Source organism: Rathayibacter sp. AY1F9 (assembly GCF_002932155.1).
In the GTDB taxonomy this organism is placed as follows: domain Bacteria; phylum Actinomycetota; class Actinomycetes; order Actinomycetales; family Microbacteriaceae; genus Rathayibacter.
This window is the reverse complement of record NZ_PSVA01000015.1, coordinates 1-19,999: the sequence shown is the minus strand read 5'-3', so window position 1 is coordinate 19,999 and position 19,999 is coordinate 1. Positions and strand designations below refer to the sequence as shown.

Genomic DNA, 19,999 nt, shown 5'->3' with positions numbered 1-19,999 from the left:
CTTCCGACTGCGAGGCCCGGCATCGCCGCTCGCGCCGCCGATCCGCTGCGGCCCCGGGCACCTCAGTCCAGGCGCACCCCGCGCAGCAGGAGGAGGGTCGCGCCGACCGCGGCACCGGTGCCGATGAGGACGCCGCCCGCTCCGGCCGCCGCCGCGAGGACGCCGAGCAGGCTGGGCAGGGCGATCAGCCCGAGGCGGTTCCCGGCCAGGCGCAGCGCGAGGGCGCGGCCGTGGCGGTCGGCGGGGGTGCGCTCGATCAGCCAGGACATCGTGATGGGCTGGCCGATCCCGAGGCCCAGGCCGAGGGCGGCGACCGCGACGAAGAGGAGCACGGTCGGCGCGGGCAGGGCGACCAGCACCAGGCAGAGCGCCGAGATCAGGATGCCGCCCACCATCACCCGGGTGCGCCCGAGCCGGGCGGTGGCCGCGCCGAGGAGGAGCCGCGAGGCCATCGACGCGAGTGCGCGCACGGTGAGCAGGGCTCCGACGACGCCGGCCGGGAGCCCGCGCTCGGCGCCGAGGGCGGGGAGGTAGACGACGGTCAGGTCGACGGCGGCGACGACGGTCGCGCTGGTCAGCAGGGCGCGCGCGAGGCCCGGCACCCGGAGGAGACCGAGCGTCGAGCCCGGAGCCGCAGCCCCCTCCGCCGCGGGTCCGCGCGGGGACGGGCTGCGGATCCCCGCCGTCGAGACCAGCAGCAGCACCGCGAGGATCCCGCCCACGAGGAACAGCGGCGCCGGGTCGGGCCGCACCGAGCCGCCCGCGAGCACCGGGATGAATGCGGGCCCGATCGCCTGCCCGAGCGACGCGGCGAACGTGTAGTAGCCGAAGCGGCTGTCGAGCCGCGTCCCTCCGGTGCCGCCCGCGACGACGGTCTGCTGCCCGACCACGCAGCCCAGGTGCCCCGCGCCGAGCAGGGCGATGCCGAGGAGCAGCCCCGCGACGCTCCCGCCCGCCAGGAGCAGCACCGCGGCCGCTCCCACCGCGACGAGCGAGCCGACGGCCATCACGGCCCGGCCGCCGACCCGGTCGACCAGCCCGCCCACCGGCAGCGCGATCAGCAGCGGCACCAGCGCGAACGAGGCGCCGAGCGCCCCGAGCGCCCAGGCCGGCACGTCGAGCCGGATCGCCTGGTAGACGGCGGCCGGCCGGAGCAGGAACGCGACGGCCTGGATGAGCACGGCGTGCGCGAGCAGGGACGGAGTCGCCAGGCGGTTCCGCACGCGCGCTCCTTCCCGCGGCGCTCGGCCGAGCACCCGCTCCCCCATCCTCCTCCCGGTGCCGCCGCCGAGTCGCCCGGAAAGGATCGTCCTGCCCCCTCGAGAACGGGCCTTCTCGTGCGACTCAGCCCTGCGGCGGCGGCGAGGGGAGCGCGTGCGCGGGCAGGGTGCCGAGGCGGTGCCGGCCGCGGAGGAGGAACCAGGCCAGGCCGATCCCGACGACCGCGGCGATCACGACGACCGCGCTCCAGCGCAGCTCCTCCCCGTAGACCTCGACGCGCGGCCACGCGAGGTCGACCGTCATCGCCGCACCCCAGAGCACCGCGACGACGTTCACCGGCAGGCCCGCGCGGCCGAGCGAGAAGCGCCCGGGCGCGGCTGCGGGCCACCGGCCGCGGAGCCGGGCGATCAGCAGCGGCACCGTCACCAGCAGGTAGGCGAGGTAGATCAGGATGACCGCCACGCTCGTCACGGCCGTGAAGATCGCCGGCGTCCCGATGTTCACGACCAGGATCAGCACCGCGAGCACCCCCACGACCAGCGCCGGCGCCACCGGTGTCCCGCGCCGCGGGTCGACGCGGGCGAGCACGCGGCTGCCGGGCAGGGCGTTGTCGCGGGCCATCGCGAAGATCAGTCGGATGGCCGCCGTGTGCACCGCCAGCGCGCACACCGTGATCGCGACGACCACGCAGAGCAGGAGGACCGATCCGAGGGGGCCGCCGAGCACCTGCAGCACGATCCGCTGCAGCCCGCCCGACGCCTGCCCGAGCGCCGGGTCGGCGAGGTCGGGCGCCGAGAGGATCCCCAGCAGCAGGATGAGGCCGCCGAGGACGAAGGAGGCGGTCACCGCCCGCAGGATCGCCGTCGGCGCGGTCCGGCGCGGATCGACCGTCTCCTCGCCGAGCGAACCCGCGGTGTCGAACCCGTACATCACGTACGCCGACGCGATCGCGGCGATGAGGAACGCTCCGGCGTACCCGCCCGGCGTGCTCCCGCCGTAGCCGCTGGTGTCGAGCAGCACGGTCGGCGGATGCACCACGTTCACCGCGAGCACCGCCACCAGCAGCACCGCCGCGACGAGCTCGATCAGCACGCCGACGCTGTTGATCCGGGCCATCAGCCGCACGCCGCGCGCGTTGACCGCGGTGGTGAACGCGATCAGCAGCGCTCCCCAGACCACCGCGCTCACCCCCGCGGAGCCGCCGAGCTGGAACCCGCTCCAGATCTGCGGGAGCGTCGCCTGGTACGCCAGCACGACGGCCGCGAGCGTGACCACGGACGCGGTGGCCATCAGCCAGCCCGCCAGCCAGCTCACCGTCGGCCCGGCGAGGCGCTTGCTCCAGTTGTAGACGGAGCCGGCGACCGGGTAGCGGGCGGCGAGCTCGGCGAAGCACAGCGCGACCATGAGCTGCCCGGTGAACACGATCGGCCAGGACCACCAGTAGGCGGGACCGCCGAGCGCGAAGCCGAAGGAGAAGAGCTGGAACGTGCCGGTCAGGATCGAGATGTAGCTCACGCCCGCGGCGAAGCTGCCGAAGCGGCCGATGCCGCGGGTGAGGGAGGGGCGGTACCCGAACTCAGCGGTCCCGTCGTCGACGTCCTCGGTGGTGCTCATCGGGCTCCCCCTCGCGGGCGCGCTCGTCGCACCGAGGTCAGGATGCCAGCCGCCGCCCGGCCGCACGACTCCCCCGTCCCCGGCGTCCGTCAGCGGGTGCTCAGCGCTCGCCCCGCTCCCGGTGCACAGGACTCGGGCGGCCCCCGCGGACGGGAGCGGCGTCAGCCGTGCGCCGCGAGCCGGGTGCGCTGGGGCACTAGGAGCTCGAGCAGCTCCTCGACCCCGTCGACCCGCTGCGGCTCGACCGGGTGCCCGGGTCCGCACGGCTTGTAGGCGAGCGGATCCACGTTCAGGACGTGCCCGACGGGCCGCCCCTTCTCCCAGACCGTGAGGAGGAAGGCGCCGTCCCGCTCGTCGGGGGCGCCGATCTCGAAGACCCGGCCGCGCACGATGGCGCACTGCGGCTCCTTGCGCGCGAGGCGCACCCAGAAGGGATGGTCTCCGGTCATCGTGCCCGTCCTCCCCGGCCGACCCGCGGCCGTGCCCGTAGCGGTCGACCGGTGATCGTGTCGTCGGTGACCCTCAGGGCCACGGTACGTCCGCCTCCCCTCAGCCGATCAGGGGGTTCACTGCGGAGCCTCGCAGTGGTAGCGGACGCCGGTCGCGCCCGGACGCGCACCACGGGGAACCACTCACTGCTCGTAGGAGTCCTCGTAGTCGGCACCACTGGTCAGCTCGCCGTCGCCGGGTTGCACGGGATGCTCGCCGGTGAGCGCGTCGATCCGCGCGCGCAGCCGTGCCACCTCCGCCGCGTTGTCCGGTTCGGGCAGGTCGCTCGGCGTGGTCTCGACGATGAGTGCGGCCGCGGCGTTCACGAGGAAGGTGGCGTCGACCGTCCCGCCGTCGGCGCCGATCCCCGTGTACTCGACGGTGTCGGCCGCGCCCTTCGAGGCGAGGGCGACGGCGTATTCGACGAGTGCGTCGGCCGCCTCGTCCCCCACCAGGATCGTCTTGTCGGCGAAGAGGATGTGCTTCATGCCGCCCATGCTCGGCAACGCCGGCTGCGTGGAGGGAGGAGGTTGACAGAGGACCGCCGCTGACGGAAGACCTGGACAGATCGAGCAGAGAATGGCAGGCCGGGTTGTCGGATCCCTCCGGTCTGCGGAAGGGTGGTGGCAACGGCGGGCGCCTGCCGGCCGGAGATCAGGGGCTGGAGACGCCGATGGGGAAGCTGCACTACGACGGGACCGTCGAGATCGACTTCGAGGACCGCGTGCTCGCGCACCTGCAGATCGTCATCACCGCGAAGCTGCGCCGCAACGAGTCGTTCCTGCTCAGCTGGCGCGACGACCACAGCATGGGCGACGGCCGCAGCGCGATCTGGATCCACCCCTCCCACGCGCTCCGCTACAAGTACTTCGGCGGCCGGATGCCCCGCATCAACCCCGCCTGGATCTCCGCGCTCACCGACCTCGCGAACTCCGCGGGCGGGCTGTACGTGATCTCGGAGCCCGCCGAACCGGTGCGTCCTCCGGCGAAGGGCGACCAGCTGTGAAGCGCATCGACCTGATCTACAACGGCACCGCCTACACGGTCAACAACAGGAGCCTCGAGGAGTTCCGCGCCGAGGTCGAGGCCGCCCTCGCCTCCCCGACCCCGCAGTGGCTGACCGTCAACTACGGCGAGGGACGCGCGAACCCGGCGCTCCTCCTCATCACGCCGTACACCCCGCTGTCGATCATCACGAACGACTTCGACGAGCTCAACGCAGAGCACGAGTAGCGGCGGACCTCGGGGAGGTCAACCACGTCGTCCGGTCGATCCGCGCCCCGTACCGTCGGGCAGGACCTCGTCGACGTCGTGCGCGGACCCCGCACGGCGACACCCGATCGACACCGCCCGCGCCCCGGCGCGCAGAACAACGGCCGCGGACACCCGGCCAGGAGCCGTGATGACAGATCCCGCCTTCGCCGTTCTCGACGACCTCATCGCCGCCCTCGAGCGTCCCGGCTCGATCGACCCCGGCCTGAGCCGCTCCGTCGCCGTGCAGGCCGCCGTCCTCCGGCTCCCGTCGCCCCGCACCATGCACCGTCCGCGCCCGACGAGCCGCTTCACGGGCCGTCGCCTCGTGCGCCCGGGCAGCGCAGCCAGGCGGGCTCCGGCGCGTCACCGCGTCGTCGTCCCCGCCGGTCCGGCGGAGCGTCGCGCCGAGCGGAGCCGACGGCTAAAATGGGCGCGGTGACCGACTCCGACGCTCTCTGCGACCCGTATCTGCGCGGGTACCCGATCGACGGCGTCGCGATCTCCACGCTCGGCAGCCCCTTCGGCGGCGAGACCGTCGCCGCGAGCGACAGCACCGCGAGCCGGCTGGACGAGATCCAGATCGACCTCGGCGAGGGCCCGTGCTGGGAGGCGATCCGCGCTGCCGGCCCCGTCTCGGTGCCGGACACCGGCGCGGAGGAGCGCTGGCCGCTCTTCACCGAGGCGATCGGCCCCACGGCGGTGCGCGCGGTCTTCGCCTTCCCGCTCTCGATCGCGGGGCTCTCGATCGGCGCGGTCGACCTCTACTCCCGCCGCCCCACGTCGCTCAGCGACTCCCTCCTCGGCCGGATCAGCGCCTCGACCACCGCGACGGCGCTGCTGGTGCTGGCCGCGGTGCTGCGCGACAACGAGGTCGAGGAGAGCACGAATCCGCGCTCGCGACGCGTGGTGCACCAGGCGACCGGCATGATCATCGCGCGCTACGGCAGCACGGCCGAGGAGGCGCAGCTGCTGCTGCGCGCCCACGCCTTCGCCCAGCAGCGCTCCGTCGTCGATGTCGCCTCCGGCATCGTGGCCCGGCACGACGGGTTCCCCGACCGCCCTCTCACCGCCCAGGACGACACATGGTGACGAACTCCCGCGAGCGCAGCGTCATCCAGACGTTCGTCGCCCTCTCCGACACACTGGTCGACGACTACGACGTCGTCGACTTCACCCAGACCCTCGTGGAGAGCAGCGCGACCCTCTTCGACGCCGTCTCGGCGGGGCTCGTCCTCGCCGACTCCACCGGCTCCCTCGAGGTGCTCGCCTCCACGGACGAGGACACCCGGCTGATCGAGCTGCTCCAGCTCGACAGCGGGTCGGGCCCGTGCATCCAGTGCTTCGAGACCGGGCGGCCGGTGATCGTCGAGGACGCCCGCGCCGTGGGCGAGGAGTGGGCGGAGTTCCGGACGCTGGCGGTCGAGCTCGACGTGCTCTCGGCGCACTGCGTGCCGATGCGCTCGGCGGGGACGACGATCGGCTCCCTCAACCTCTTCCAGGCCCGGCCGGGGCGGCTCGATCCGGACGACATCGCGGTCGTGCAGGCGTTCGCCGACGTCGCGACGATCGGGATCCTGCACCAGCGCGCGCTCCAGCAGAGCACGGTCACCCAGGAGCAGCTGCAGCACGCCCTCGACAGCCGGGTGCTGATCGAGCAGGCGAAGGGGATCCTCGCCTACGCCCACCGCACCACGGTCGAGCAGGCCTTCGAGGTGCTGCGGGTCCGCGCGCGAGCGACGTCGACCCCGATCACGACGCTCGCCCAGGAGATCATCCGCGACTACCGGCGCTGACGCTCCGCGCGCGCGGAGCAGGAGCGGGGCGGATCCGCGCCGGCGGCGCCGCGGCTCAGAGCTCAGTACTCGTTCTCGAGCTCCCACGTCGCGCGGGGGTCGACGTCCGAGGCGGGCACCGGTCCGCCCGCACTGTCGAGCGCGTCGAGGCGCTCGAGGATCTCGGTGCTCGACTCCGCCGCTGCGCTACCGGCCCCTGCGACCACCAGGGGGACGCCGAGCCCGACGGTGAGCGTCACGACGGAGGAGGGGGCCGAGTCGTCGGCGACGCTGACCGTGCTCATCCGGTGCCGCTGCGCGAGCGCGAGCGAGTAGCGGACGACGGCGTCGGCGGTCGCGTCGTCGAGGGAGAGGGAGCCACCGGTGTGGAAGAGCGTCGTCATGGTCAAGTCCTCGCAGGGCAGGCGGATGGGCATGGTTCCGTCACCGGGGGCCAGGATGCGGTGCGTTCACGCTACGCCCCGGGCGCTCGCGGGTGCAGGTCTTGCGCCGAGGCGTGCCCCTGGCGCATGGTTCGCTCCCGACGCCCGAGCAATTCCCCCATGGCTCTGAGGTGGCCCACATGTTAACGTGAACAGACGCGTCGGTCCCCTCGGCTCGACGCATCCCTCCCCTGAAGGAAAGGTCTCGACGATGAGACGACGCTCCCCGGAGCCCCCTGCCGCCGCGCCTCGGCGCCGCGTGCGATCCCTCTTCCTCTCCGCTCTCGCCTGCACGAGCGTCGCCCTCACCGGCGCTCTCGTCCCCGTCTCGGCGCAGGCCGTCGACGTCCCGGCGCCCACCGCGCACTACGACATGTCCCACGCCGGCTCGGCCCTGCTCGACATCTCGGGCAACGGACACAACGCCACCCTGACCGGCCTCACCGACGCGTCCTTCGCGAACGCCGGCGGCGACCAGGTCGCCCGGTTCAAGAACGACGGCTACGCGAGCCTCCCCCAGGGCCTGGTCACCGGAGCCGACAACGCGTTCGCCGTCGAGTACACGGTGAAGACGCAGACCACCGCCAACCAGTTCGGCTGGGTCATCGGCGACGGCGTCGGCCCGTGGAACACCACGCAGCTCGGCAACCACGTCTTCGTGAACCCGCGCAACCCCGACGGCTCGCCCAGCGGACAGGTCCTCGCGGGCATCCGCGTCAAGGAGCCCACCAACAACGGCGAGACCCGCATGCCGTTCGGCGGCACGCTGAACCCCGGGTTCACGACCCTCACGCTCGTCGGCACCGGCACGGGGTCGAGCACCGTGCTGACCCTCTACCGCGACGGCACGCAGATCTCGACGGCGAACACCACGAAGTCGATGGCGAGCATCGTGCCGACCGGGTCCACGCTCGGCTACCTCGGCCGCTCGCTCTACTCCGGCGACGCGCTCGTGACCGCCGACGTCACCGACGTGAAGTTCTGGGACACCTCCCTCACCGCCGAGCAGGTCGCCTCGAGCATGCCGACCGCCACGGCGAAGGCGTCCGCGACCTCCGCCCTGCTGCGCTCGGACATCCAGCCCGTCCTGCTGGCCGGCAACCCGTCGCTGACCCAGGTCTCCTCGAACCTGACGCTACCCGCCTCCAGCAGCGGCGTCCCGCTCACCTGGACCTCCTCGAACAGCGCGGTCGTCTCGGCCACCGGCGTCGTCTCGCGCTCGATCGCGCAGAACACCCCGGTCACCCTGACGGCGACCACCGCCCAGGGCGCGACGATCGCCTTCGAGGTGGTCGTGCTCGCCCCGAGCATCAACGACGACCTCGACGCGCTGAAGCTCGCCACGCGCACCACCGAGAACCTCCCCCTCGCAGTGAAGGGCGCCCGTAACGGCACCGACATCACCTGGACCTCCTCGGACCCGGCCCTCGTCACTCCGACGAACACCTCCTACGCGGCTCCGGCGGTCGGCGCGGCCGACCCCTACCGCGGCGGCGGCGTCGTCACCCGGCCGGCCTACGGCTCCGGAGACAGGACCGTCACCCTCACCGCGACGGCCACCCTCAACGGCGTCGCCGAGACGCGCGCCTTCACGCTGACGGTCGCCGAGCTCGGCCGCACCGCTCCCGACGCGGGCTACGCCTCGGCGTACTTCAAGTCGGACGGCGACGAGAAGATCTACCAGGCCGCGACCTCGGGCAACGACTTCTTCACCTTCTCGCCGGTCAACGGCGGGAAGGCGGTCATCACCTCGACGACCGACACGAAGGGCCTGCGCGACCCGTTCATCCTCCGCTCGCACAACGGCGACAAGTACTACATGGTCGCCACCGACCTCTGCATCTCCTGCGGCACCGGCTGGGGCGACGCCCAGTCCAAGGGCAGCCTGAAGATCGAGGTCTGGGAGTCGACCGACCTGGTGCAGTGGACCCGCACCAACGGCGCCGACACCGGCATCACGGTGAACCAGCCGGCCGCCGGAATGACCTGGGCGCCCGAGGCGTACTGGGACGACGCCCTGCAGTCCTACGTCGTGTTCTTCTCCTCGCGCCTCTACTCCGACGCGACGAAGACCAACAACGACAAGCTCTACTCCCGCGTCTTCTCCGTGATCACCCGCGACTTCCGCACCTTCACCGCTCCTCCCGCCACCTGGCAGGACACCGGCTACGCGCGGATCGACTCGACGATCACGAAGATCGGCGACTACTACTACCGCTTCACCAAGAACGAGGAGGGCGGCGCCGCCGGCACCCTCGAGGCCGGAAAGGACATCTTCCTCGAGAAGTCGAAGGTCCTGACCGCCGGGACGACCTCCTCGAACTGGAGTGCCGACCCGAACACCACCTGGCAGCTCACCGACACCCGGATGACCTCGCTCGAGACCGGCCAGGCCGGTGAGGGACCCGAGATCATCAAGCTGAACGCGGGCGACCCGAACGACACCACCGGCGCGGGCGACGGCTACGCGTTCCTCGTCGACAACTACGGCGACGGCGGCTACAAGGCCTTCATCACCTCCGGAGCGGCCATCGCCGGCAGCTCGCAGACGAACCGCCTCTCGCAGTCGGCCGACTGGAACGTCTCGCCCAAGAGCCGCGCCGGCCTCCCGGCCAGCCCGCGGCACGGTGCGTTCGTGAGCGTCCCGCAGACGGTCCTCACCGCCATGAAGAACTGGACCGGCGTCACCGCCGTCGACTCCACCACGATCCTCACCGCCGACGGCCGCACGGTCACGGCGACGGTCGCGGCGGCCGACAAGGGCGACGTCGTCGGCTCGGTCACCTTCACCGGCGGCTCGTGGACCTCGACCGTCCCGCTCTCCGGCGGCTCGGCGAGCGTCTCGGTCCCGGCGGGCGTGACCGCCGTCACGGCCTCCTACACCGGGTACGCGGACAAGCTGGTGCGCACGTCGGTCTCGGCCGCCGTCCCGCTGGACACCCTCGAGCTCGTCCCCGCCGTCGCCACGCGCTGCGTCGCCGGCAAGATCGTGCTCACCGCGACCGTGAAGAACACCGACACCGCTGCCGCGGACGTCACGATCACCTCGGCCTACGGCTCGAAGTCGTTCACCGCGGTCGCTCCCGGCTCGTCCGCCTCCGCCGCCTTCACCACCCGCCTGGCCTCGATGCCGGCCGGCACGGTGACGGTGACCGGATCGGCGACCGGCCAGCCCGCGTTCACCGCGACGGTCCCCGTCGCCGCCGCGCGCTGCTGACGCACTGACGACGAAGGGCCCCCTCCTGCGCTCGCGCGGGAGGGGGCCCTTCGTCGTTCCCGGGTCAGACGGTGGGAGCGAGCAGGTCCGCGTGGTGGGCGGCCGCCACGTTCGGGTGGGCCCGGAGGCGGTAGCGCAGCGCGTTCTCGCCGTAGGTCTCGAGGATCGGCGCGTTCGTCGGGTCGACCGAGAGGCCGGACTTGAGCTCCTCGGGCAGCGGGAGCGAGGGCATGGTGGCCGAGAGCGCGGGATTGAAGAAGAACGGGATCGAGATCCGGTCCGTTCCGATCAGCGGCGAGATCACGCGGTGCAGCGTGGCCTTGAGGTAGCCGCCCGTGGCGAGCTCCAGCATCTCGCCGATGTTGACGACGAACGCGCCCTCCATCGCGGGTGCCTCGATCCACGAGCCGTCGTGCTCGACCTGCAGGCCGCCCTTGCCGGGCTCGACCAGCAGCAGCGTCAGCACGCCGCCGTCGCGGTGCGCGCCCACGCCCTGCTTGGGCTCCGGGTCGGAGGTGCCCGGGTAGCGGACGACCTTCACCAGCGAGAACGGCCGCTCGGCGAACGCCTCGTCGAACACGTCCTCCGGGGCGTCGAGTGCGACGGCCCAGGTGCGCAGCAGCCGGATGGCGACCGCAGCGAGCTCCGCGTGCCAGCGCTCGAAGACCTCGCGGAACTCCGGCAGCGCCTCGGGCCAGAGGTTCGGCCCCTCGAGGCGCTCGTAGTCGGCGACGCCGGGCCCGGCGGGAACGGCCGGTCGGTCGATGCCGATGTCGACCTGCTCGCGGTAGTCGACGTCGCCGTTGGTGAGCTCGGCGCCGAAGCGGGTGTAGCCGCGGAACTGCGGGCTGAGGGTGTTCTCGATCGCGAGCTTCTCCTCCTCCGGCAGGTCGAAGAAGCGGCGGGAGACGGCGACGACGTCGTCGAGGAGGTCCTGGGGCACGCCGTGGCCGACGAGGTAGAAGAAGCCCACGTCGTGCGTGGTCTCCCGGAGGTCGCGGCGGAAGGCGGCGGCCTCCGCCTCCCCCTGGTCGAGGCGGGACAGGTCGAGGATCGGCAGGGAATCGGTCATGCACCGACTCTCGCGCACGAACCTGCACAGCAGTCGATTGTTACGACAACCAAAACGGCGGGCCCCGCCACGGCACGGAAGAGGGTTCCTCCGCGCCGCGACCGGGCCCGCCGTGAGCGCCGAGTGTTACGGCGTGGGCATGCCGCCGTTGACGTGCAGCGTCTCGCCGACGACGTAGCTCGACTCCGGGGAGGCGAGGAACACGTAGGCGGGAGCGAGCTCGGCCGGCTGGCCCCAGCGTCCGAGCGGCGTCTGCGAGCCGACCTCGGGCAGCTTGTCGGACGGCTGGCCGCCCGCGGTCTGCAGCGGCGTCCAGATCGGGCCCGGGGCGACGACGTTCACGCGGATCCCCTTGGGCGCGAGCTGCTGCGCGAGCGCCTTCGAGAACGTGTTGATCGTGGCCTTCGTGCTGGCGTAGTCGACCAGCATCGGCGACGGCTGGTAGGCCTGGATCGACGAGGTGCTGATGATCGCGGAGCCCGGGGCGAGGTGCGGCACGGCCGCCTTCGTCATCCAGAACATCGCGTAGACGTTGGTCTTGAAGGTCTCGTCGAACTGCTCGTCCGAGAGCTCGAGGAAGTCCTCGACGTGCTGCTGCTTGCCCGCGTTGTTGACCAGGATGTCGAGTCCGCCCAGGCCCTCGACGGCCTTCGCGACGGCGCCCACCGCGAAGTCGTGGTCGGTGATGTCGCCGGGGATGGCGACGGCGGTGCGGCCGGCCTCCTCGATCAGCGCGACGACCTTCTTCGCGTCGGACTCCTCCTCGGGGAGGTAGACGATCGCGACGTCGGCGCCCTCGCGGGCGTAGGCGATGGCGACGGCCGCGCCGATGCCCGAGTCGCCTCCGGTGACGAGCGCCTTGCGCCCGGTCAGACGGCCGGAGCCGCGGTAGGTCGACTCGCCGCGGTCGGCGGGGTCGTCCATCTTCGAGTCGAGGCCGGAGCCCTCCTGGTACTGGGCCTCCGTGTCGATGTCGGCGAACATCGCGGTCGGGTCTTGGAACGTGTACTGGTCGTTCTGCGGAGTCTGGTCGTTCTGCGAAGTCATGTCTCGACGCTAGGCGCGCGGGATCGGCGGCCGCGCGTGCTTGACAGCCCCGATCCGCCAGGACACAGGAGGTCTTCAGGAGCCGCGGAGCCCCCCGGATCGGGGAGAATGGTGCGGTGACCCGCGACGACTCCCTGTCCTTCGACACCACGGCGCCGCTGCCCGGCTGGCAGCACGCCTACTCCGGCAAGGTGCGCGACCTCTACACCCCCGACGACGCCGACCCCGTGCTCGGCGCCGACCGCATGCTCGTCGTCGCCAGCGACCGGGTCAGCGCGTACGACGCGGTCCTCGAGCCCGGAATCCCCGGCAAGGGCGAGCTGCTGACCACGCTCTCCCTCTGGTGGTTCGCGCAGCTCTCCGACGTCCCCAACCATCTGATCCCGGGCGCGATCCCCGAGGCGGTCCGCGGCCGGTCGATGCTGGTGAAGACGCTCGACATGTTCCCGATCGAGTGCGTCGTGCGCGGCTACCTCTCCGGCAGCGGCTGGAAGGAGTACCGGGAGACGGGCTCCGTCTGCGGCGTCCCGCTCCCCGAGGGCCTCCAGGACGGCGACGCTCTCCCCGAGCCGATCTACACCCCCGCGTGGAAGGCCCCGCAGGGCGAGCACGACGAGAACATCACCTTCGAGCGCACGGTCGAGATCGTCGGGGAGGAGGCCGCGGAGGCGCTGCGCACCCTCTCGCTCGCGGTCTTCCGCGAGGCGTCCACCATCGCCCTGGCCCGCGGCGTGCTGCTGGCCGATACGAAGTTCGAGTTCGGGGTCGACCGCGGGACCGGAGTCGTCACCCTCGGCGACGAGGTCCTCACGAGCGACTCCTCCCGCTACTGGGACGCCGACGACTACGACGCCGGCATCCGCGGCCGCTCGTTCGACAAGCAGATCGTGCGCGACTGGCTCTCCGACAACTGGGACGGCCAGGGCCTCCCGCCGACCCTCCCGTCCGAGATCGTCGAGCGCACGGCCGCGCGCTACCGCGAGCTCATCGAGCGCCTCACGCGCTGAGGCACCGGAACGACCTGTGGACGATCACCACCCTCGCGTCCGGCTGGAGGCCCGCGGCGAGGATCCGGACGAGGCGCGGCACAGCCTCGCGCGGCTCTACAACGGCGACGAGTGGCGCGCCGCCACCACCGCTGCAGACTTCAGCTACCGCTACGCCGCCATCGGCGACGGCGGGATGACCCTCCGCACCTCGCGGATGTCCGGGCGCCTCGCGGGCGGCGTGGGTGACTCGGACGATGTCGTCGTGCAGTGGATCGTGGGCGGCTCCGGCCGGATCGACGTCGGCCGCGCCTCGATCGCGATGGAGGAGAACCGTCCCGTCCTCTTCCCCGTCGGCCGGCCGTTCGCCTTCGACTACGTCGACTTCGACCAGCGCCTGGTGCACCTCGACCGGGGAGTGGTCGACCGGGTCGCCGCCGAGCGCGGCCTCGTCGGCTCCCTCGTCTTCGACTCCGAGCACCGCCCCGACGCCGCGGCGATCCGCCGGTGGCGCACGGCCGTCGCCGACTCCGCCCGCGCGCTGCGCAGCGAGCGCGTCGAGCAGCTGCTCTGGGACGAGCTCACCCGTGCCACGGCCTCCGCGCTGCTCGACCTCTACCCTCCGGAGTCCGCTCCGGTCCCGCCCGAGCTCCTCGCCCCCCGGAACGCACGGATCCGCACGGCCGTCGAGTACGTGCACGCCCACTGCAGCGAGCCGATCGGCCCCGCCGAGATGGCGGCGGCGTCGGGCCTGACCGTCCGGGGCCTGCAGTCCGCGTTCCAGCGGGTGCTCGGGATGCGCCCGATCGCCTACCTGCGCCTGGTGCGGCTCGACCGCGCCCGGGAGGAGCTCGCCGTGAGTCCGCCCCTCGGGACGACGGTCGCCGCCGTCGCCCGGCACTGGGGCTTCGGGAACGCGGGCCGCTTCAGCGCGGCCTACGCGGAGCGGTTCGGCGAGTCGCCGAGCGCCACGCTGCAGCGCTGATCAGTCGACGAGCTCGGGCGGCGGCTGCCCCTCGAGGATGCGGCTGAGGCCGTCGAGCAGCACCGCGACGGTCGCGGCCTCCGATTCGGGCACCTTCGCGACCATCGCGCGGATCTGCTCGTAGGTCGGGTCGTCGGTGCCGACGATGGCCTTCTGCGCGCGCTCCGTCAGGCAGAGGATGCGGCCGCGGCCGTCGGACGGGTCGGGAGTGCGGTTCACGTAGCCGGCGCGGGCGAGGCGGTCGACGAGGAGGGAGACGGCCGCCGTCGTGATCGACAGGGCCGCGGACAGGTCGACGGCGCGGACGATCTCGTCGCGCCGCTCCCCGACCCCGATCAGCCTCAGGGCCGCGAGATCCGTGGCGCCGATGCCCAGGCGGCGCTCCACGCGGCCGTCGTAGTCGCGCTCCGCCGTGCGCAATCGCGCGAGCAGAGCGAACAGGTCTGGCCGAGCGTCCATCGAGGTGCACCTTCCGAGCGGCAGGCGCCCCGGACGGGAACTCGCTGCCCCCATCGAACCACTTCTCCGGCGATCGGACGGCGTGTGTCCCGAAAGCGCAGTCGGCGCCGAGACTGTTAGTCAACCGACTTAGCAATACCTAGTGTCGACGGTGCGGCACGCCTTCCGTGCGCCGCCGACGGTGAGGAGGTGCGCGCGATGGGACAACTGCTCTACGGCGCACCCGCCAGCTCGCACTCCTTCGAGGACCGCGCCCTGGCCCACCTCCAGACCGTGATCACCTCGCGGTTCCGCCGCGGCGAGGGCTTCCTCCTGACGATCGAGGACGCCGAGGGCCGCCGGTCCGAACTGTGGCTCCACCCCGGCATCCCCACCCGCTACGAGTACGACGGCACCGCCGCGATCGAGCTGAACCCGCACTGGCTGCGCGAGCTCTCGAACGCCTCGAACGGCCGCCTCGGCCTCCACCTCCTCCCCGAAACCTCGTCGCCCGACGACCTCTCCGTGAAGAAGATCCCCGCATGAGCGACCACAACGGCACACTGTTCCGGCGCGGAGGCACCGTCCGCTTCGTCCGCTGGATCTCGTCCCGCGACGGCGGCTGGGCCCCCGAGATCGTGCAGGGGCGCTACCTCGAGCGCGACGACCGCGGCTGGCTGGTCGAGATCGAGGGCACCCCGACGGTGCTCGCGAAGGACGACTGGGCCGTCTACCGCTGACCGGCTCTGCGCTCGGCGTACTGTTGAGCAGGTGCGTTCTCGTGATCGCCGCGGCATCACCTCGGCTCCCCTCCTCCTGACGACCATCGGAACGACGAGCCTCGTCTTCCTCTGCGCGTTCGAGTCGCTCGCCGTGACGACGATCATGCCGATCGTCAGCGCCGACCTCGACGGCCGCGCCCTCTACCCCCTGGCCTTCGCGGCGACGCTCGCCGCCGCCGTGGTCGGGATGGTCGCGGCCGGCTCCTCGGCCGACCGCCGCGGCCCGACGCCGTCGCTCGTGGTCGCGATCCTGCTCTTCACCCTCGGTCTCGTCGCCGCGGGTGCCGCGCAGTCGATGCCGGTCTTCGTGGCGGCCCGCCTGCTGCAGGGGCTGGGCAGCGGAGGGATCACCGTCACCCTCTACGTGCTCGTCGCGCGGGTCTACCCGAGCGAGCTGCATCCGAGGATCTTCGGCGCCTTCGCCGCGGCCTGGGTCGTGCCGTCGCTGGTGGGGCCGCTGGTGGCCGGAGTCGTCGCCGAGCTCGCGAGCTGGCACTGGGTCTTCTTCGGAGTCGTCGCCCTGGTGGCCCTCGCGAGCGCCGCGATCGCGCCGACGCTCCGCTCGCTCGAGCCGCGCGAGCGCCTCCCCTTCGATCGCCGGGCCGTCGGCCGCATCGCCCGCGCCGTGGTCGTCTCGGCCGGAGTCGTCGTGCTGAGCACGAGCGCCGAGCTCGCGCCCGACCTCGCCGGGCTCCTGGCCGCGGCCGCCGTGGTGGTCGTGGTCGTGGCGGTTCGCGCGCTCCTGCCCGCGGGCACGCTGCGCGCCCGGGGCGTCCTGCCGTCGGTGATCCTCCTCCGCGCCCTCGTCGCCGCGGCGTTCTTCGGCACCGAGGTCTACCTGCCGCTGCTGCTCTCGGAGCAGTACGGCCTGCCGCCCTGGCTCTCGGGCGCCATGCTCACCGCGGGCGCCGTCTCCTGGGCTCTCGGCTCGAACCTCCAGGGACGCCCGGGCACCCGCCTCAGCCACGGCGGAGCGATGCGGCTCGGCTCGTCGCTCGTGCTCGCCGGCATCGGAGTCGTGCTGCTCGTCACGGTGCTCGCCCTCAGCCCGATCGTCGCGGGCGTGGGCTGGTTCCTGGCCGGCGGCGGCATGGGCACGATGTTCCCGCGGATGGGGACGATGACGCTCGCGCTCTCCGCTCCGGGCCGGGAGGGCTTCAACAGCTCGGCCCTGCAGATCGCCGACTCGACCGGCGCCTCGGTCTCCCTCGCGCTGACGGGCCTCCTCGCGGCGGCGGTCACCGGCCTGATCGGGGCCGGGACCGGGGTCTTCGCCGCGACCTTCTCGTACGCCGCGCTGATCGCGATCGTCGCGGTCGGTCTGGCCGGCCGGCTCGACGGGCTCCTGCGCCCCGAGGGACGCCGGGAGCCCGCCGAGCAGGCTCAGCTGTAGAGCGACTCCGGCACGTCGAGGCCGTAGATCGCGCGGCCGGACGACCAGATCACCGAGCAGGCGGCCCGGAGCAGATCGGTCGCGTCGTCGCCGGCGTCCACGATCACCACGGAGTCGCCGTCGAGGCGGACCTTGGCGCCGCGGACGGCGTGCGTGCCGTTCCGCGAGACCGTCGTCGCCGGGTAGGGCAGGTGCAACTCGCGAAGGTCGCCGAGGATGTACGTCGGCCGGAGCTTGGGCTCCGCGGCGAGGAGCTGCTTGGCCCGGTCGATCCCGGTGAGCACATGGGCGCTCTCCATGTCGGCGCCGTTCGCGCCGGCGATGTCGGTGTCGAGCCGGTCGCCGAGGAACAGCGGGTTCGTCGAGCCGAAGCGCGCGGTCGCCGCGTCGAAGATGGCCCGCTCGGGCTTGCCCGCGACGACCGGGAGCCGGCCGACCGCGGTGTGCACGGCCGAGACGAGGGTCCCGTTGCCCGGGGCGATGCCGCGCGCGACGGGGATCGTCCAGTCGGTGTTCGTCGCGACCCACGGGATCCCCGTGTGGAGCGCGAACGAGGCCTCGGCCAGCTGCTCCCAGCCGACCGTGGGCGCGAAGCCCTGGATGACCGCCGCCGGCGAGTCCTCCGCGCTGCGCGTCACGGTGAACCCGGCGCGCTCGACCTCGGAGGTGAGGCCCTCCGCCCCGACGACGAGGATCGACGAGCCGGCCGGGACCAGGTCGGCGAGCAGCACGACCGCCGCCTGCGGGGAGGTGACGACGTCCTCGGGCCGGACGCTCAGCCCCAGCTCGGAGAGGTGCCCGGCGACGGAGGCGTCCGTGCGGGAGGCGTTATTGGTGATGTAGCCGACCCGCAGCGTCTCGGCCGCTCGGTTGAGGCTCTCCACCGCGAAGGGGATCGCGTCGGCACCCTTGTAGACGACCCCGTCGAGGTCGGCCAGGACGGAGTCGCGGCCGTCGAGCGGAGTGGGCTCAGTCCTGCTGCTGCGGAACATCGGCGTCCTCCTCGGTGGTGTCGGCGGATTCGACCAACTCGTCGGCGGTCGGCTCGGCCGAGTCGAGAGCCTCGTCCGCGTCCGTCTCGGCGAGATCGTCGGACTCGAGGGACTCGTCTGCGAAGGTCGGCTCGTCCGTGTCGACGACGTCGGCGTCAGCGCTCGCGTCGGCGTCGTCCGCGTCCGCGTCGTCGTCGTCGTCGATCTCCTCGGACACAGTCCGGTGGACCTCGTCCTCGTCCGCGTCGTCGACGGCGGTCGGGCCGTCCTCGTCGTCCAGGTAGTCGTCCGCGTCGTCGACCGCGGTCCCTTCCTCGGCGCGATCGGGAGCGGACGCGGCGTCGGCCGACTCGTGCTCCTCCTCGATCACCTCGATCGTCTCGTCGTCACCGCCGCCCTCGGCCGCGAAGACGGCCTGCGCCGCGATGTCGGCGCGACGCTGCCACTCGGCCGCCTCCTCGGAGCGGCCGACCTCCTCGAGGACGAGTGCGTAGGCGGCGAAGAGATCCGGGCTGTACGAGAACGCGCGGTCCGGGTCCAGCTGCGGGATCTCGAGCTCCATGAGAGCGAGCTCCGCCTGCCCGAGGTCGAGGCGGGCGCCGGACATGGCGATGGCCAGCGACACCTGCGCGCCGGGGCTCAGCGTGGTGCGGTCGATCGACCGACCCAGCTCGAGCGCCTTGTCGGGTCGGCCGACGCCGCGCTCGGAGTCGACCATCAGCGGCACCTGCTCGTCCGAGCCGGAGATCCGACGGAAGGTCCGCAGCTCGCGCAGCGCCAGGGCGAAGTCGCCCGTCGCGTACGCCGAGATGGCCAGCGACTCGCGGACCACGGCGATGCGTCCCGCGCGGCGTGCCGCCGAGAGCACGTGGCGGTGCGCCAGCTCGGGGTCCTCCTCGAGGAGGCGGCCGGCCATCACCAGGTGACGGGCGACCCATTCGGCGTTGTCCTTCGAGAGCGTGCGCAGCTCGTTGCGGGCGACCTTGTCGAGGTCCTTGGCCTGCACGTCGTCCGGAAGGTCCGGGTCGTCGTGGCGCGGACGCACCGACTGGAGGGAGCGCCGCTCGCGCTCCTCCTCGGTGAGCTCCGGCTCCTCGCGGGGGCCGCCGCGTCCGCCGCCGAAGCCCTCGCGTCCACGTCCGCCGCCCTGGCGGTCTCCGCCGCCCCGACGATCGTCCGACCACGGCCTGCTTCCCCCGTCGCGCGATCCACCGCGGAACGGTGGACGCGAGTCCCCTTCACGCTGCGGACGAGAGTCGCCACCACCACGGTAGGAAGGGCGGGAGTCACCATCACGCTGCGGACGCGAATCTCCACCGCCACGGTAAGGAGGACGGGAGTCCCCGTCACGCTGGGGACGCGACTCGCCACCGCGATAGGGAGGACGCGAGTCACCGTCCCGCTGCGGACGGGAGTCCCCACCTCCACGGTAAGGAGGACGGGAGTCCCCATCGCGCTGAGGACGGGAATCCCCACCCCCGCGGTAAGGAGGACGAGAGTCACTGTCACGCTGCGGACGAGAGTCGCCGCCACCGCGGTACGGAGGACGCGAGTCCCCATCACGCTGCGGACGCGAATCGCCACCGCCACGGTAAGGAGAACGGGAGTCCCCGTCGCGCTGCGGACGGGAATCGCCGCCACCGCGGTACGGAGGACGCGAGTCCCCATCACGCTGCGGACGCGAATCCCCACCGCCACGGTAAGGAGGACGGGAGTCCCCATCACGCTGCGGACGGGAGTCCCCACCACCACGGTACGGAGGACGAGAGTTTCCATCACGCTGCGGACGGGAGTCCCCACCACCACGGTACGGAGGACGAGAGTCCCCATCACGCCGCGGACGCGAATCGCCACCACCACGGTACGGAGGACGAGAGTCCCCATCACGCTGCGGACGGGAGTCGCCACCGCCACGATAGGGAGGACGAGCATCACCGTCGCGGCGGGGGCGGGAGTCGCCCGAGCCGCCGCGATCGTTCGAGGAGCGGCCGGGACCGCCGGCGCGAGGCGGCCGCTCGTCACGACGTCCGGAGTCCCGGTCGTTGCGGTCGGATCCTGAGTCGTCCATGCGTTCCTCGCCTGTCGTGGTGATGCTCTGTGGAGTTGACCCGCCCGAGGGCGGGGAGGACGGCCGTAACCGTCGCACCACCCTAACCCGCACCGCGCTCCAGTGAGCAGCGGGGATCCGAGGTGGTGGTTAAACAGCGATGGCCACCCATTTCTGGGTGGCCATCGTGAATGGTGTCCGGCGGTGTCCTACTCTCCCACAGGGTCCCCCCTGCAGTACCATCGGC

21 protein-coding genes are annotated in these 19,999 nt (G+C 72.5%); 11 read left to right on the top strand and 10 right to left on the bottom strand.

All coding sequences use genetic code 11. From position 1 onward, the window contains the following. Positions 1–62 precede the first annotated feature (62 nt). From C5C37_RS10760 to C5C37_RS10745, 4 genes are all read right to left on the bottom strand, one after another. Positions 63–1,223 (bottom strand): MFS transporter, encoded by a 1,161-nt coding sequence (locus C5C37_RS10760; RefSeq protein WP_258074118.1) that lies wholly within the window; start codon positions 1,221–1,223, stop codon positions 63–65. A gap of 121 nt (positions 1,224–1,344) precedes the next feature. Then, positions 1,345–2,835 (bottom strand): APC family permease, encoded by a 1,491-nt coding sequence (locus C5C37_RS10755; protein WP_104260839.1) that lies wholly within the window; start codon positions 2,833–2,835, stop codon positions 1,345–1,347. Between the two features lie 161 nt (positions 2,836–2,996). After that, entirely contained in the window at positions 2,997–3,284 is a 288-nt protein-coding gene (locus tag C5C37_RS10750) for a hypothetical protein (RefSeq protein ID WP_104260838.1), read from the bottom strand. Between the two features lie 183 nt (positions 3,285–3,467). Then, positions 3,468–3,812 carry a hypothetical protein gene (locus C5C37_RS10745; RefSeq protein ID WP_104260837.1) on the bottom strand — a complete coding sequence of 115 codons (345 nt, stop codon included), beginning with the start codon at positions 3,810–3,812 and terminating at the stop codon, positions 3,468–3,470. Between the two features lie 185 nt (positions 3,813–3,997). On the opposite strand from C5C37_RS10745, the gene C5C37_RS10740 reads away from it, so the two are divergent. The 5 genes from C5C37_RS10740 to C5C37_RS10720 all read left to right on the top strand — a co-directional run bounded on the left by C5C37_RS10740 (position 3,998) and on the right by C5C37_RS10720 (position 6,371). After that, the gene (locus C5C37_RS10740) at positions 3,998–4,330 is read left to right on the top strand and encodes an ATP-dependent DNA ligase (RefSeq protein WP_104223784.1); all 333 of its coding nucleotides are present in this window, start codon (positions 3,998–4,000) and stop codon (positions 4,328–4,330) included. Continuing rightward, complete coding sequence (locus tag C5C37_RS10735; protein ID WP_104226801.1) at positions 4,327–4,557, top strand: hypothetical protein; 231 nt, start codon at positions 4,327–4,329, stop codon at positions 4,555–4,557. Before C5C37_RS10740 ends, C5C37_RS10735 begins: the two co-directional genes overlap by 4 nt. A gap of 169 nt (positions 4,558–4,726) precedes the next feature. After that, positions 4,727–5,017 (top strand): hypothetical protein, encoded by a 291-nt coding sequence (locus C5C37_RS10730; RefSeq protein ID WP_104260836.1) that lies wholly within the window; start codon positions 4,727–4,729, stop codon positions 5,015–5,017. Continuing rightward, positions 5,005–5,667, top strand: a complete 663-nt coding sequence (locus tag C5C37_RS10725) for a GAF and ANTAR domain-containing protein (protein WP_104223787.1) — start codon at positions 5,005–5,007, stop codon at positions 5,665–5,667. Before C5C37_RS10730 ends, C5C37_RS10725 begins: the two co-directional genes overlap by 13 nt. Further along, positions 5,661–6,371, top strand: a complete 711-nt coding sequence (locus tag C5C37_RS10720) for a GAF and ANTAR domain-containing protein (RefSeq protein ID WP_104239019.1) — start codon at positions 5,661–5,663, stop codon at positions 6,369–6,371. Before C5C37_RS10725 ends, C5C37_RS10720 begins: the two co-directional genes overlap by 7 nt. Positions 6,372–6,433: 62 nt before the next feature. On the opposite strand, the gene C5C37_RS10715 is transcribed toward C5C37_RS10720, so the two are convergent. Next, a complete protein-coding gene (locus tag C5C37_RS10715; protein WP_104223789.1) occupies positions 6,434–6,754 on the bottom strand; it encodes a hypothetical protein in 321 nt (106 codons plus the stop codon). A 298-nt stretch (positions 6,755–7,052) separates the two neighbouring features. On the opposite strand from C5C37_RS10715, the gene C5C37_RS10710 reads away from it, so the two are divergent. Next, positions 7,053–10,010 carry an immunoglobulin-like domain-containing protein gene (locus C5C37_RS10710; RefSeq protein ID WP_258074117.1) on the top strand — a complete coding sequence of 986 codons (2,958 nt, stop codon included), beginning with the start codon at positions 7,053–7,055 and terminating at the stop codon, positions 10,008–10,010. A 64-nt stretch (positions 10,011–10,074) separates the two neighbouring features. Here the strand turns inward: C5C37_RS10710 and C5C37_RS10705 are convergent, their stop codons facing one another. Then, entirely contained in the window at positions 10,075–11,082 is a 1,008-nt protein-coding gene (locus tag C5C37_RS10705; RefSeq protein ID WP_104223790.1) for an isopenicillin N synthase family oxygenase, read from the bottom strand. A gap of 126 nt (positions 11,083–11,208) precedes the next feature. Further along, complete coding sequence (locus tag C5C37_RS10700) at positions 11,209–12,129, bottom strand: glucose 1-dehydrogenase (protein WP_104223791.1); 921 nt, start codon at positions 12,127–12,129, stop codon at positions 11,209–11,211. A 116-nt stretch (positions 12,130–12,245) separates the two neighbouring features. Between C5C37_RS10700 and C5C37_RS10695 the strand changes: the two genes are divergently transcribed. Together C5C37_RS10695 and C5C37_RS10690 are read left to right on the top strand one after the other, a co-directional pair. Next, a complete protein-coding gene (locus C5C37_RS10695) occupies positions 12,246–13,136 on the top strand; it encodes a phosphoribosylaminoimidazolesuccinocarboxamide synthase (protein WP_258059453.1) in 891 nt (296 codons plus the stop codon). Positions 13,137–13,152: 16 nt separating this feature from the next. Further along, positions 13,153–14,100, top strand: coding sequence for a helix-turn-helix domain-containing protein (locus C5C37_RS10690; protein WP_104260834.1), 948 nt, complete (start codon positions 13,153–13,155; stop codon positions 14,098–14,100). On the opposite strand, the gene C5C37_RS10685 is transcribed toward C5C37_RS10690, so the two are convergent. Then, positions 14,101–14,559, bottom strand: coding sequence for a MarR family winged helix-turn-helix transcriptional regulator (locus tag C5C37_RS10685; protein ID WP_181027163.1), 459 nt, complete (start codon positions 14,557–14,559; stop codon positions 14,101–14,103). Between the two features lie 198 nt (positions 14,560–14,757). Between C5C37_RS10685 and C5C37_RS10680 the strand changes: the two genes are divergently transcribed. Genes C5C37_RS10680 through C5C37_RS10670 form a run of 3 tightly spaced genes read left to right on the top strand, consistent with a single transcriptional unit; the run spans position 14,758 to position 16,713 of the window. Continuing rightward, on the top strand, positions 14,758–15,084 hold the full coding sequence (locus C5C37_RS10680) for a hypothetical protein (protein ID WP_104297508.1): 327 nt from the start codon (positions 14,758–14,760) through the stop codon (positions 15,082–15,084). After that, positions 15,081–15,278, top strand: coding sequence for a hypothetical protein (locus tag C5C37_RS10675; RefSeq protein WP_068256013.1), 198 nt, complete (start codon positions 15,081–15,083; stop codon positions 15,276–15,278). The genes C5C37_RS10680 and C5C37_RS10675 overlap by 4 nt, the downstream gene beginning before the upstream one ends. Before the next feature lie 31 nt (positions 15,279–15,309). Beyond that, positions 15,310–16,713, top strand: a complete 1,404-nt coding sequence (locus C5C37_RS10670) for an MFS transporter (RefSeq protein WP_104338924.1) — start codon at positions 15,310–15,312, stop codon at positions 16,711–16,713. On the opposite strand, the gene C5C37_RS10665 is transcribed toward C5C37_RS10670, so the two are convergent. Both C5C37_RS10665 and C5C37_RS10660 read right to left on the bottom strand, forming a co-directional pair. Next, positions 16,704–17,705 (bottom strand): HAD-IIA family hydrolase, encoded by a 1,002-nt coding sequence (locus C5C37_RS10665; protein WP_104338923.1) that lies wholly within the window; start codon positions 17,703–17,705, stop codon positions 16,704–16,706. The genes C5C37_RS10670 and C5C37_RS10665 overlap by 10 nt on opposite strands. Next, positions 17,683–18,750 (bottom strand): hypothetical protein, encoded by a 1,068-nt coding sequence (locus C5C37_RS10660; protein ID WP_258074116.1) that lies wholly within the window; start codon positions 18,748–18,750, stop codon positions 17,683–17,685. Before C5C37_RS10660 ends, C5C37_RS10665 begins: the two co-directional genes overlap by 23 nt. Positions 18,751–19,999: the final 1,249 nt, after the last annotated feature.